This is a genomic window from Rhodococcus sp. NPDC049939 (assembly GCF_040656415.1).
GTDB lineage: Bacteria > Actinomycetota > Actinomycetes > Mycobacteriales > Mycobacteriaceae > Rhodococcus_F.
In genome coordinates this window covers 1,029,405-1,042,390 of sequence record NZ_JBFAMC010000001.1, presented here as the reverse complement: position 1 = coordinate 1,042,390, position 12,986 = coordinate 1,029,405, and the positions used below count along the sequence as shown (strand labels likewise).

10 protein-coding genes are annotated in these 12,986 nt (G+C 64.4%); 4 read left to right on the top strand and 6 right to left on the bottom strand.

All coding sequences use genetic code 11. The features are described from left to right. Positions 1-4: 4 nt before the first annotated feature. The 4 genes from AB0I57_RS04700 to AB0I57_RS04685 form a co-directional block, all read right to left on the bottom strand. The gene (locus AB0I57_RS04700) at positions 5-313 is read right to left on the bottom strand and encodes a rhodanese-like domain-containing protein (RefSeq protein WP_358330495.1); all 309 of its coding nucleotides are present in this window, start codon (positions 311-313) and stop codon (positions 5-7) included. Next, positions 310-1,209 (bottom strand): DUF4349 domain-containing protein, encoded by a 900-nt coding sequence (locus AB0I57_RS04695; protein ID WP_358330492.1) that lies wholly within the window; start codon positions 1,207-1,209, stop codon positions 310-312. Before AB0I57_RS04695 ends, AB0I57_RS04700 begins: the two co-directional genes overlap by 4 nt. Positions 1,210-1,231: 22 nt before the next feature. Further along, positions 1,232-4,525 carry an error-prone DNA polymerase gene (locus AB0I57_RS04690; RefSeq protein ID WP_358330489.1) on the bottom strand — a complete coding sequence of 1,098 codons (3,294 nt, stop codon included), beginning with the start codon at positions 4,523-4,525 and terminating at the stop codon, positions 1,232-1,234. Positions 4,526-4,619: 94 nt separating this feature from the next. Then, the gene (locus AB0I57_RS04685) at positions 4,620-5,546 is read right to left on the bottom strand and encodes an alpha/beta fold hydrolase (protein ID WP_358330486.1); all 927 of its coding nucleotides are present in this window, start codon (positions 5,544-5,546) and stop codon (positions 4,620-4,622) included. A 105-nt stretch (positions 5,547-5,651) separates the two neighbouring features. Between AB0I57_RS04685 and AB0I57_RS04680 the strand changes: the two genes are divergently transcribed. From AB0I57_RS04680 to AB0I57_RS04670, 3 genes are all read left to right on the top strand, one after another. Next, positions 5,652-6,275: a TetR/AcrR family transcriptional regulator gene (locus AB0I57_RS04680; protein ID WP_358330483.1), complete on the top strand. Its 624-nt coding sequence runs from the start codon at positions 5,652-5,654 to the stop codon at positions 6,273-6,275. Between the two features lie 149 nt (positions 6,276-6,424). Continuing rightward, the gene (locus AB0I57_RS04675) at positions 6,425-8,545 is read left to right on the top strand and encodes an MMPL family transporter (protein ID WP_358330480.1); all 2,121 of its coding nucleotides are present in this window, start codon (positions 6,425-6,427) and stop codon (positions 8,543-8,545) included. 61 nt (positions 8,546-8,606) lie between these two features. Continuing rightward, positions 8,607-10,625: an SDR family oxidoreductase gene (locus AB0I57_RS04670; RefSeq protein WP_358330477.1), complete on the top strand. Its 2,019-nt coding sequence runs from the start codon at positions 8,607-8,609 to the stop codon at positions 10,623-10,625. Positions 10,626-10,633: 8 nt separating this feature from the next. Here the strand turns inward: AB0I57_RS04670 and AB0I57_RS04665 are convergent, their stop codons facing one another. Continuing rightward, positions 10,634-11,512 carry a sucrase ferredoxin gene (locus AB0I57_RS04665; protein ID WP_358330474.1) on the bottom strand — a complete coding sequence of 293 codons (879 nt, stop codon included), beginning with the start codon at positions 11,510-11,512 and terminating at the stop codon, positions 10,634-10,636. A 29-nt stretch (positions 11,513-11,541) separates the two neighbouring features. Beyond that, on the bottom strand, positions 11,542-12,051 hold the full coding sequence (locus AB0I57_RS04660; RefSeq protein WP_358330471.1) for a hypothetical protein: 510 nt from the start codon (positions 12,049-12,051) through the stop codon (positions 11,542-11,544). Between the two features lie 120 nt (positions 12,052-12,171). Here AB0I57_RS04660 and AB0I57_RS04655 point away from each other — a divergent pair, with 120 nt between their 5' ends. After that, on the top strand, positions 12,172-12,978 hold the full coding sequence (locus tag AB0I57_RS04655) for an alpha/beta hydrolase (RefSeq protein WP_358330469.1): 807 nt from the start codon (positions 12,172-12,174) through the stop codon (positions 12,976-12,978). Positions 12,979-12,986 lie beyond the last annotated feature (8 nt).

Sequence of the window (12,986 nt, the reverse complement as noted above, 5' to 3'; positions counted from 1 at the left end):
CGTATTAGGCGCCCATCTCGACCGGACGTCCGGACTGTGACCACGCAGACGTCCCCCCAGCGACCGACACAGCGTTGATCCCGCGCGCACTCAGGTATTTGGCGGCCTGCAGGCTGCGCCCGCCGACCGCGCAGATCACATAGACGATCTCTGCATCCGGAACCTCTCCGACGCGCTCGACGAATTCGCTGAGTGGAATGAGTGTGACACCGGGCACCCTTACCTGCGCGTACTCGTCTGCCTCACGGACATCGATGACTGGGGCCCCTTCAGCCAGTGCATCTTCCAGAGTCAACAGGTCGACTTCGGTCATTGAGTGTCCGCCTCATCTCGTTCCGGTTCCGGTACCTCGCCCGACACCGGGCCGGGCGCCCTCTTGAACTTCCGGCGCAGACGGTACGCGCCGTAGACCAGCAACGCGATGACCAACACCACGCCGAACCACGGAACGAGTATGCCGACGATGACGATGCCACCTGCTATCGCGGACAGCAGAGCGTGCCATCCCGCGACGACACCTTCCCAGAAGTTGTCGGGGCCGGGTCCTGGCCGGTCGGCGTCCTCCGTGGTGACGTCGATCCAGATCGTGGCCAGTTCAACCTGTTCGTTCAGTAACCGCTGCTGAGCGGTGAGGCTGTCGAGTTCACCCTGACGGTCCGACAGCGCCTTCTCTGCCTCGATCAGGTCCGCCGTGCTCGTCGCCGACGTGATGAGCTCCTGTAGCCGTGAGACCGATTCGGTGAGAGCCGCGATCCTGGCGTCGAGATCCTGCGACTGCATCGTGACGTCACTCCTGGTGACACTGATGCTGGTGACCGTGCCCAGCTCTCGCAGGTCATCGAGCACCGTATCGAGATCATCGGCGGGCACACGAACGGTCATGGAACTGCTCGGGTCCTGATCGTCGGAGCCCGGTTGTTCGGTGATCTGATCAACTCGTCCGCCGAGTGAATCTACCTTGTCGACGATCTGCCGACCGACGTCCAAGGGGTCGTCCGCGGTGATCGCCACCTGGCCGGTTACCGTCTCCCTACGTTCGGCTGGCGCCTGATCTCTCGCCGACGGCTGCTGCGCCCCTTCGATCTGCAACGAACTGGTGTCCCCCGGAGCATGTGCGGGAGTCTCTTGGACAGAGTCGCTGCCGGAACCGCCGCACCCGGCAAGAAACAGCGCGGCAATCACGATCACCGACAGGAAGTGTCTTTTCATGCCCGAATGCTAGGGTGCGGGCTCACCGGAAGTCCCGGGATTTGGCGGACACCCTCAAATCCATCAGCTGCAGTCGATCCGCCACCACCGTCACCGCACCCTCCGCGTTCTGCACCACGCCACGGACAAGCAGTGCGGGCGCTGTTCCGGCGAGTTTGCGGTACCGGGCCCAAAGCCCCACCGAGCACACCACGTTGACCATCCCGGTCTCGTCCTCGAGATTGATGAATGTGACACCCGCCGCCGTTGCAGGACGCTGCCGGTGCGTCACCGCCCCACCCACCAACACCCGGTCGCCATCGGGCACCTGCAACAATCCCGCAGCCGTAACCACTCCGAGTGCATCGAGTTGCGGGCGCAGAAATTCGGTGGGATAGGTGTCCGGGGAAACTCCGGTGGCCCACACGTCTGCTGCAGCCAGTTCGAGATCACTCATGCCCGGCAGGGTCGGCGCGTGGGTGGACGCGCCGATACCCGGCAACCGGTCGCGGCGCTCCCCCGCAGCGGCCCCCGCCGCCCACAGCGCCTCCCTCCGCGAGATACCGAAACAGTCGAGAGCCCCCGCGGTAGCCAACGATTCTGCCTGTGCCGTAGACAGTTCCACCCTGCCGGTGAGATCGAGGAACGATGTGAACGGCCCCCCTTCGCCGCGGGATTCGACGATCCGCTCGGCCAGCGAGGTACCAATATGTCGCACTTCCCCCAGCCCGAGACGCACTTCCGTGCCCCCGGCTTCGATGGTGGCGTACGCGAGGCTGGCATTGACGTCGACGCCGTGGACCCGCACCCCGTGCCTGCGGGCATCGGCCACCAGCGACTGCGGCGAATAGAACCCCATCGGTTGTGCCCGCAGCAGTCCAGCACAGAACGCTGCAGGATGGTGCAACTTGAACCAAGCGGAATAGAACACCAATGCCGCGAAACTCTGCGAATGACTCTCGGGGAAACCGAAATTCGCAAACGCATACAGCTTCTCGTAGATCCGGTCGGCCACTTCCCCATCGATCCCGTGCAGGTCACGCATGCCCTGATAGAGCCGTCCCTTCAACTGCTCCATCTTCTCCGGTGAACGCTTGGACCCCATGGCGCGGCGGAGTCGGTCGGCCTCGGCGGGACTGAAACCCGCGACATCGACGGCCATCTGCATCAATTGCTCCTGGAACAGCGGCACACCAAGGGTCCGCTTCAACGCCTTCTCCAGTGACGGATGATCGTAGGCCACCGGCTCGAGCTTGTTGCGACGGCGGATGTACGGGTGCACCGAACCACCCTGGATCGGGCCGGGTCGGATGAGCGCCACCTCCACCACCAGATCGTAGAAGTTCCGCGGCTTCAACCTCGGTAGGGTGGCCATCTGCGCCCGCGACTCCACCTGGAACACCCCGACCGAATCCGCCCGCTGCAGCATCTCGTAGACGGCCTCCTCCGACAAGTCCAACTGCGCCAGATCCACCGTGATCCCTTTGTGCTCGGCCACCAGGTCGATCATGTAGTGCAGGGCCGAAAGCATGCCGAGTCCCAGCATGTCGAACTTCACCAAACCCACTGCCGCGCAATCGTCCTTGTCCCACTGCAGGACGCTCCGATTCTCCATGCGTGCCCACTCCACCGGGCAGACGTCGGCGATCGGCCGGTCGCAGATCACCATTCCCCCGGAATGGATGCCGAGGTGCCGCGGATACCCTTCGATCTGGGACGCCAGTTCGAGGACCGCGGGCGGAACATCGGAGTCGACCGCCGCTTCGCCCGCAGTGTTGACACCCCCCGTCGCTTCGCTCGCCAGGCTGTTGCCCCAACGGCTGATCCGTTTACTCCACGCATCCTGTTGGCCCTGGGAAAACCCCAGCGCCCGCGCCATGTCCCGCACCGCCGACCTTCCTCGGTAGGTGATGACGTTCGCCACCTGCGCCGCGTATCCACGTCCGTACTTGGCGTAGACGTGCTGGATGGCCTCTTCTCGACGATCCGATTCGATGTCGACATCGATGTCCGGTGGACCGTCACGTTCGGGCGAGAGGAAGCGTTCGAACAGCAGTTTGTTGCGCACGGGATCCACATTGGTGATGCCGATGGCATAGCAGACGGCGGAGTTGGCGGCCGAACCTCTTCCCTGACAAAGTATGTCGTTGTTCTTGCAGAACGAAACGATGTCATGGACCACCAGGAAGTAGCCCGGGAAATCGAGCTCGGTGATGATGTTCAATTCGTGCTCGAGCTGCCGGTACGCTTCCGGCCTGCCGGCCGGTGCACCGTACCTGTGGCGAGCCCCGTCCATCGTGAGCTGACGTAGCCAACTGGCCTCGGTGTGCCCGTCGGGGACGTCGAACGGTGGTAGCTGCGGCGCGATGAGCCGCAGGTCGAACGCGCATTCCAGCCCGATCTCCGCCGCACCACTGACAACTTCCGGATATGCCGCGAAAAGATGCGCCATCTCCTCGCCGGACCGCAGGTGCTCTCCACCGGCCGGCGGCAAGTGTCCGGTCGCGTCGTCCAGACTCTCTCGCGCGCGGACGGCGGCCATCGCCATGGCCAGCCTACGGCGCGGAGGTCCGGCGAAATGTGCCGCAGTGGAGGCTACGGTCCGAAGTCCGTGCCGGTACGCGAGTTCGGCGAGGCAAGCGTTGCGCTCGGCGTCCTCCGGGACGCCGTGATTGGTAAGTTCCACCGCGACCCGATCGGCCCCGAATCTGTCGATCAGCTCACGCAACCGGACGGCCGCAGCTTCCGGGCCACCCTCGGCGAGCGCCTGACGCACATGGCCTTTCCTGCAGCCGGTCAGGATCTGCCAGTGCCCTCCCGCAGCCTCGGCGAGCTGGTCGACGTCATAGCGAAGCTTGCCCTTCTCCCCACCCGCGAGATGCGCCGCCGCGATCTCCCGGGAAAGCCGTCGATACCCTTCCTGGCCCCGGGCCAACACCAACAGGTGCCCGTCCTCCAAGGTCAGTTCGGAACCGAATACGGTGCGCATACCCAGTTCCTTCGCCGCTTCCGCGAACCGGACCACACCGTAGAACCCGTCGTGATCGGTGAGCGCAACGGCCTCGAGGCCGAGCCGGACAGCCTCCTCCACCAACTCCTCCGGTGGCGAGGCTCCGTCGAGGAAACTGAACGCCGAATGTGCGTGCAGTTCGGCGTACGGCACCGCGGACCTGCCACGCTCCTGATTGCCCGCCCAATACTCCCCGCGCTTGCGTGACCACGCAGGGCTGTCGCCGCCGTCGCCCGGATACAGCGACTCCGGACTGACGCGCCCCGGTCTACCCGAGAGGACCCGCTCCATCTCGGACCACGTCGGCGGACCGTTTCCCCACCCCATCTGACTGCACCTCTTCATGCGAGCACATTTCGTGCAGGGACCACTGGAGATGCCACTGGGGAAGGCGCATCATTCGAACATGAGTTCGATAGTGTCAGTCTGCCATCTCACTCGGGGATCGGTCAATGGCGACCGAATCACTCGAATCACTCGGGCGGTCATGCTGCTCGGCAAAGGCCGAGATCCTCGGGAGCAAGAGGTCAGGAATGTGCCCGAGAATGCCGTGGCCGGTGCCCGGGTAGACCTCCACTTCCGCCCCCGGGAGGAGATCGGTGATACGCGCCGCTGCCAGGGTCGGGTTGGCGACCACCGTCTCAGCACCGTAGATCACCAGTGTCGGGACCGAGATGGACTGCACCTCGGCATCCTCGAGAAGCCTCGCCCAGCCGATCCCCATCCGGTAGTTCAACGCCTCCTTCGCACAGGCGAACTGCGATTCGGGGAGGTCGTATCCCGGCGAAAGCCACTCGCCCATCTTCCGGATGTTCTCGTCGGTCCGACGCATGCCGAAGCGGATCATCTTGAACAGCACTCTCCATGAATTCTTGACGAACACCCCGCCGGGCTCGATGAGGGTCACGCTCGCCAACCGCTCGGGGGCGTGGAGTGCCACGAGAGCTGCGTGCCAAGCGCCGTGTGAGTAGCCGACCAGATGGACTCGGTCGAGACCGAGTTCGGTCAGCACTTCACCAACCCAGACACCGAAGTCGGACTCGTCGGCAAGCGGCGCGGTCTGCACGCTCCGGCCCGCGGTCCCGATCGTGTCCAACGCATAGACAACCCGGTCTCGGCTGAGGTCCTCGACGGCAAAGTGCCATTGCAGGCTGTTGGCCCCAACCGAGTGCAGCAGGACGATCGGCGTTTCCTTGCCCGAACCGGACCGCCGGACGTGCGTGGACCCGAACGATGTCGGGACGTCCATCTGTGTCGACGGAATCGGCCACAGCGCTTCCATTGCCTGGTACGCGCGATCGTGGGCTTCGCGTGATGCGTCGTTCTTGAATCGCCCGATCTTCGGCATGAGCCACCCCTTCACTTGTTTTATGGCATGAACGTATCACTATTACGATATGGATGTACCATCAAGGTCGGAAATGTTCGGCGCTCGAGAGAGGTACAAGGTCTCGTGCCACGATTGGTTGACCATCAAGTGAGGCGGCGGCAGATCACCAGCGCCGTACGTCGCGTCATCGTCGAAGGCGGCCTCGAAGCCGTTACCTTCCAGTCCGTCGCTGCCGAAGCCGGGATCTCGGTGAGGCTGATCCAGTACTACTTCGGCACCAAGAGGGAATTCCTTCTGGCAACTCACCGATCGGTGATGGAGGACGCGGGTGCTCGATTCATGAAGAGGTGGGCCGCGCTCGGCGATGACGCCACGCCTCGCGAGGCCATCAGTGCCCTTCTGAATGAACTGCTTCCACTCGATGATCCGCGGCGCGAGGAAGCCATCGTTCTCGGAGTCTTCAACATGGCAGCGATCACAGGTCAAGGCATTACCTCGGAAGAAACGTTGGCGGCACCCCGCGCGTTGGTTTCCATCCTGGCCGACCAACTCCGGCGAGCCCAGTACCCCGAAGCGTCAGCGGACCCCGACCTCGACGCAGAACTCGTCACGGTGGCCGTCGGCGGACTCGCCCAAGGAATGCTCGCCGGTTTCGCCACGGCGCAGTCGGCGGTCGACCTGGTCGACCACCTGCTCGATCGCGTGCTGGGGACCAACGATGACCATCGAAAGCCACCGCTCCGATGATCAGTCGGCAATGACCGAGCTGAATCCGGTCACCCCGCGACAGCACGATTCGCCGGTAACCGCATCACGCGCCCACCGGCGATTCGGAGACCGGCGCTACAGTCGGCAGTCTGCAGCTGCCGCTAGAACCCGATCCGGAGAGATGACGCATGACACGCTGGGCTTCGATCGTTGTTGCAAGAAAATGGTGGGTCCTGACACTCGCCGTGGTCGTCGTTCTGGTGAGTGGCGCGTGGGGAACCGGCGTCTTCGCGAAACTCAGCTCCGGCGGATTCATCGATCCCGGCAGCGAATCGGCCGAAGTGGACCGGATCGTCGAGGACAACCTCGGCCCGCAGACACCGGACATCATCGTCATCTACTCCGCACCTGACGGCAAGACACTCGAAGACATCGGACCACAGGTCACCGCCAGTCTCGACCGGTTCTCCGCCGAGGTCCCGACGTTTTCGATCACCTCCTACTGGACCGCCCCCGCGCTGACGAAACACCTGATGTTGTCGAACGACGGCACCAAGGCCATCGCAACCATCACCGTCGATCCCAATGCCGGAATCACCGCGGCAAACTTCAACGATCTGCTGCCCAAACTCGAAATAGACGGCATCGACACGGAATTCGCAGGCAATTCGGTCGTGGGGGTGGCGTTCAACAACCGCCTACAGCACGACCTCGTGCTGGCGGAGGCGATCGCGCTGCCGATCACTCTCGTTCTGTTGATCTTCATCTTCGGCGGACTGGTCGCGGCGGCGGTTCCGGTATTCGTCGGGCTCCTCGCGATCTTCAGCGCCCTGGCCACCCTGCGACTGCTGTCCGAGTTCACCGAAGTCAGTTCGTTCGCCATCAACGTGGCCTCCCTTCTCGGCCTCGGCCTCGCCATCGACTACGGACTGTTCGTCGTCGGGCGCTTTCGTGAAGAACTCGAATCCGGTGCCGCTCCTGCCGAGGCGACCCGACGGACGGTCAACACGGCCGGCCGCACCATCTTGTTCTCGGGACTTCTCCTCGTGTGTGCCTTCTCCGGCATGCTCGTGTTTCCGCAGGACGTGATCAAGTCCCTCGGTTTCGGTGCAATCGCGGCGGTCGTGAGTGCGGTGTTACTGACACTTTCCGCAGTCCCAGCGCTGCTCGCAATGCTCGGTCACCGCATCAACGCGCTGAGTTGGCGCGAAGGAGCTGCCCAGCGAGGAGAAGCGCGGGCGCGCAAGTTCTGGGGTGCGGTGGTGACATCGGTGATGCGGCGGCCGGTCCTGATCGCAGTGGGAATAATCGCGGGGTTGTCAATCCTCGCCTCCCCCCTGCTCAGCGCCTCACTCGGTAGCGTCAGCTACACGGCTCTGCCGAAGAACGATCCCGCCCGAATAGCCACCGAAACGCTCACGACCGAATTCCCCACTACCGGCAACGGCGCCACCCTCATCGTGCGCGGCATCGATGGCGCGACACCGACGGCATCCGACGGGGCGGCAGTCGCCCAAGCCGCCCGCGAGGTCAACGGAATCGGATCGGCCGTCGTCGTCGCGTCGAACGACCAACTAGTCGCGGTGCAAGCGGTGTACTCCGAGGGGGTCACCACGGACGAGCAGAGCGCAGCGGTCCGTGACCTGCGTGCCATTCCCGCGCCGGACCACACCGAAGTATTGGTCGGCGGTGGTACGGCCACCGTCGACGACGGCAACGCGGCGATTGTGCACTGGCTGCCCGTCATGGTGGCGATCATGGTGTGCGCCACCCTCGTTCTACTGTTCCTCGCCTTCGGTTCGATCGTCTTGCCGATCAAGGCCGTGGCGATGGCAGGTCTGAGCCTCGCCGCCACGTTCGGTGTGCTCACCTGGGTCTTCGAACTCGGCCACGGCGCAGGTTTTCTCGGCGTCAGCACGGCTCCATTGGAAGCGACGTTCGTGGTCCTCATCATCGCCGTCGTCTTCGGGCTGTCGACCGACTACGAGGTGTTCCTCATGTCAAGGATGGTCGAGGCGCACACTGCGGGCGCGACCACCGAGGAAGCGGTGCGTTTCGCCGCCCAGCGCACAGGGCGGATCGTGACGGCGGCCGCTCTGCTGCTCGTCGTCGTGACCGGAGCGTTCACGATCTCCGGCCTGTCGATCATGAGATTCCTCGGCGTGGGCATGATCGTGGCACTCGTCGTCGATGCGACCGTGATCCGCATGCTGCTCGTCCCGTCCCTGGTGAAACTGATGGGCGAAGTCAACTGGTGGGCTCCGGCCTGGATGAAGAAGGCCCACGACAAGGTAGGTCTGGGTCATTAGCGAACGGTCCAACTTCCCGGTGGAGACTTCGGAGTGAGGACTTTCGAGTAAGGATGGGAGGATGGCCACCTATCTCGTCACCGGCGGAACCGGATTCCTGGGTCGCCACGTGCTACCCCAGATCCTCGACCGCGATGCCTCCGCCGAGATCCACGTCCTCGTCCGCCCCTCATCCACCGAACGACTACAGACACTCGTCGACGGCATGTCCGGCGGCGAACGGGTTCACCCCCTGATCGGCGACCTCACCGAACCGGGACTCGGGATCACGACGGCGCCCGCCGCCGACCACGTTCTGCACCTGGGCGCGATCTACGACCTCACGGTCGGTGACGAGCAGGCCACCACGAATGTCGACGGCACCCGTTCGGTGATTGCTCTGACCCGGCAACTTGATGCCACCCTTCATCACGTTTCGTCCGTCGCCGTTGCGGGAGACCACGCGGGCCGATTCACCGAACGAGATTTCGATCTGGGCCAGGGCTTTCCCACCGCGTATCACCGTACGAAGTTCGAGGCAGAAAAACTCGTCCGCGAAGCACGAGACGTGCGTCGGCGCATCTACCGCCCGTCCATCGTGGTCGGGGACTCGGCTACTGGCGAGATGGACAAGATCGACGGGCTGTACTACCTGTTTCCCGCGATCGCCGCACTCGCCAAACTCCCCGAGGCTCTTCCCGTGGCCGTCCCCAGAATCGGGTCGATCAACGTGGTTCCGGTCGACTACGTATCGAAAGCAATCGTCGAACTGATGTCGGCGCCGGGACAGGACGGCCAGACCTTCCATCTGGTGAATCCCCGTCCCCAACCGGTGCGGGAGATCTACGCGGCGCTCGCGAAGGCCGCCGGCGCCCCGCACCCGGCCGCCAGTCTTCCCGGCGGCCTCGTGCGCCCGTTCCTCAGCCACAATCCGTACCCGGCTCTCGATACCGGGCGAAAGCTGGCTCTCCGCTGGCTCAAGATTCCGTCGGTGCTCGTCGAGAACATGACCCAGCCGACGGTCTTCGCTAGCGAAGACACCCGGGAGGCACTGCGCGGTAAAGGTATCGAGATTCCGGATTTCGCGTCTTACGCAGACAAGCTGTGGGCCTACTGGACCGAGCACCTGGATCCGGATCGCGCGCGTCGTCCACACCCCGGCGGCCCTCTGATGCACCGGCATGTCGTCATCACAGGCGCGTCATCCGGAATCGGCCGGAGCGCCGCGATCGCGACAGCTCGTGAAGGCGCGAAGGTGATCCTCCTCGCTCGTCGCGCCGAGGAACTCGACGCGGTGGTGACGGAGATCCGCGAGGCGGGTGGTGAAGCCTTCGGCTACCCCTGCGATATCACCGACGATGCCGCGGTCGGGCGCACCGTCGATACCATTCTCTCCGAGCACGATCACGTCGACATGCTGGTCAACAATGCCGGACGGTCGATCCGGCGCAGCCTGTACCACTCGACGGACCGTCTGCACGACTTCGAGCGAACGATGGCCGTCAACTACTTCGGCGCGGTGCGACTCGTCCTCGCCTTCCTCCCGCAGATGCGCGAGCGCCGATTCGGTCACATAGTCAACATCAGCAGTGCCGGGGTGCAGTTCGCGACACCCCGCTTCGCCGCCTACATCGCCAGCAAGTCGGCTCTCGACGGCTTCACCGATGTCGCCGCCTCCGAAACCCTCTCGGATGGAATCACATTCACCACCATCCACATGCCGCTGGTCAAGACGCCGATGATCGTCCCTACCACCCACTACAACGACGGGCCCAGCATGTCTCCTGAGAGTGCGGCAGCGATGGTCGTCCGAGCGCTCGTCGAACGTCCGAAACGCATCGACGTACCGATCGGCACCATCGGTGAACTCGGCCAAATCTTCACGCCCGGCGCCAAGGACCGCCTGATGCATCGGATGTATCACATGTTCCCGGATTCGCAGGCGGCGAGAGGAGAGGCCACGACGGATGCGGCACCGGCCCAGCCGCGCACCGAGGAGCACGACGGCGAGTCGGCCAGGAAAAACCGCGACGACAAGCCTTCTGTGTTGGGTCGTGCTACACGCCAGATCGGCAGGCTGCTGCCCGGCGCCCACTGGTGATCGCCGGTTCAGGACGTGAGTACGCGAACCCCCGTGGCGGCGACGGAGCGCACCGGTTTCGGCGCAGCCCCGCAACTCGCGGGGCGGGGCGAGAGTTCCCGCTCTTCCAGGCCGACCGACCAACGACGTCCGTCCCTGTGGGCGACAACAGAATTCGGCTCGATTGTCAGCTCGTTCGGCCCCGCGTCTACCAGCTCCCGGACGGCGAGTTCGGCGACCTGCCCCCTCGAGTCCCAAGAACTACGGCCGCGAAGGCCAGCCATATGGACCTCGCCGTGGGTCGCGGCTCGGACCACGTCGAGGCTCTGCTGCGCCGACAGGCGGCCGTAGGTATAGCCCGTTGGCAACAGGATCATCGAGGGCGCGAAGCGATGCCCTCCCGTGTGCGAACACTCCCACACCGCGTCGCCGAACTCCGCAGCCAGTTCCGCAGCTACCGGGCGCCCGACCACCGCGCAGCACTGATCCCTCTTCCCATGCGCGCACACCAGGACGACGGGGTCCGTCTCCGGCGTGCCCAGACCCGGCGCAGGCCCGGCAACAAGACCGAAGTCCAGGTCGAGGAGGTCCGCCGGAGTGCCGATCTCGAGTCGCTCGCACCAGGACTGCGCCGGATGCGACTGCGCCAGCAGCACCTGTCGCCGCTGCGGGGCTGCCGTGCCGCGGCCCGGTCTGCGAATGAACATGATCCGCACCCCTGCGGCGTCGGCACGGGCGTCGAGTTCACGAGCGAGGTCCGGCCCGAGCGCTGTGCCGTCGAGCACATCGCGCCCCCACGCACCCGGGAACTCCAAGCACACCCAGCCCCTGACGTGCACGGCGGTACCCGCCAGTGGTTCGTCCTTCGCAGACAAGGCAGAGCAGGTGGCGGTGATCGGATCAGTCACCAACCCATTGTCTCAGTCGGCTGAATCCGTCAGCTGCGCAGTTTCCCCGCCCAGAAACGGACATACCCCTGGGACAGGTAGCCGAGCGCTCCGAGCCCGAGCACCCATTTGGTGACACTGACCACCGTCGTCGCGCGAACCGTCACGTCGGTGATGTGGTCTCTATGCGACAGCAGATGAAGACCCACGACGTTCTCGGCGTAGTCTCCCGCCGCGGAAATCACCGGTGCTGCGGCCAGCACCGCCTGCGTGGCGGGCGATAGCGGGGTCAGCTCGGCCAGGCGCCGCGCACCCGTACGCAACGCCACCGCGTAGATGAAGGGGTGGACGAAGTCCGGGTAGTAGTGGCTGCGGTAACGAGCGATGTCGGAATCGGACATCCCCGCCAGGATCGCCCTGTAGGACCGGGCGGACCGTGCCGTCTGGATCTCGGCGACCCGGGGCGCCACGGGACCCAGCAATCGAGCGATGTTCGCCTGCGAGATCACGAATGCTGCGGACCACGCGATGAGTTTACGGTCGAGTGAGGTGAGCGCCATGAGCTGATCCTGCCATCGCGCGGCCGAAATTCTTGCGGTCTTTCCTGGACTGATCTCTCCTTGACAGACAACCATGGATGGCTGAGACCGAACCTCCTGCGGACGAGCGGAGAACTGAACATGTCCGACATTCCAGTCATTTTCATCCACGGGCTGTGGCTGCACAGCAGCAGTTGGGATCCGTGGGTGGAGCTCTTCCGTGAGAATGGCTACGAGCCGCAGAATCCCGGGTGGCCCGGAGACAGCCCCAGTGTCGCCGAATCCCGTGCCGATTCCGGCCCGATCGGTGGTCGTGGAATTGAAGAGATCACTGAACATTTCGCCGCGTTGATCGCGGAACTGGCGACCGCACCGGTGGTGATCGGCCACTCGTTCGGAGGTCTCGTCGCGCAGAAACTACTGGGCCGCAAGCTGGCTGCTGCCGCGATCGCGATCGGTCCGGCCCAGATGAAGGGAGTGATCCGCCTGCCGCTGGCGCAACTGCTGGGCGTTCTTCCCATCGTGTCGAAACCCTCGAACTACCGCGGCACCCACATTCATTCGAAGAATTCGTTCCACAGTATGTTCGGAAACGCCATTCCCGTCGAGGAATCCGACGCGCTCTACGACCGCTACGTGATCCCGGCACCCGGCAGGCCTCTCTTCGAGGCCGCCGTCGCCAACTTCCTCCCGCACAGTCCCACCGCAGTCGACGTCGCCGCAGATCGTGGCCCGTTGCTCATCGTCGGCGGCGATCGAGACAATGCTGTGCCCGAGTCGAGCACGCGCAGTTCGTTCGGCCGATACCGGAAAGCATCGACGATCAACGAGTACAAGGTGTTCGACGACCGAGGCCACTCGCTGATCATCGATCACGGGTGGCGAGAGATCGCCGATTACACCTTGTCGTGGCTTGCGAAGAAGAACGTGGGCGCCACCGCAGAGTGAAACGCCCT

Excerpts from the sequence above, each read along its gene's own strand:
- AB0I57_RS04690 (WP_358330489.1), bottom strand. The coding sequence starts at position 4,525 with ATGGGGTGGGGAAACGGTCCGCCGACGTGGTCCGAGATGGAGCGGGTC.
- AB0I57_RS04695 (WP_358330492.1), bottom strand. The coding sequence starts at position 1,209 with ATGAAAAGACACTTCCTGTCGGTGATCGTGATTGCCGCGCTGTTTCTT.
- AB0I57_RS04675 (WP_358330480.1), top strand. The coding sequence starts at position 6,425 with ATGACACGCTGGGCTTCGATCGTTGTTGCAAGAAAATGGTGGGTCCTG.
- AB0I57_RS04670 (WP_358330477.1), top strand. The coding sequence starts at position 8,607 with ATGGCCACCTATCTCGTCACCGGCGGAACCGGATTCCTGGGTCGCCAC.
- AB0I57_RS04685 (WP_358330486.1), bottom strand. The coding sequence starts at position 5,546 with ATGCCGAAGATCGGGCGATTCAAGAACGACGCATCACGCGAAGCCCAC.
- AB0I57_RS04700 (WP_358330495.1), bottom strand. The coding sequence starts at position 313 with ATGACCGAAGTCGACCTGTTGACTCTGGAAGATGCACTGGCTGAAGGG.
- AB0I57_RS04655 (WP_358330469.1), top strand. The coding sequence starts at position 12,172 with ATGTCCGACATTCCAGTCATTTTCATCCACGGGCTGTGGCTGCACAGC.
- AB0I57_RS04660 (WP_358330471.1), bottom strand. The coding sequence starts at position 12,051 with ATGGCGCTCACCTCACTCGACCGTAAACTCATCGCGTGGTCCGCAGCA.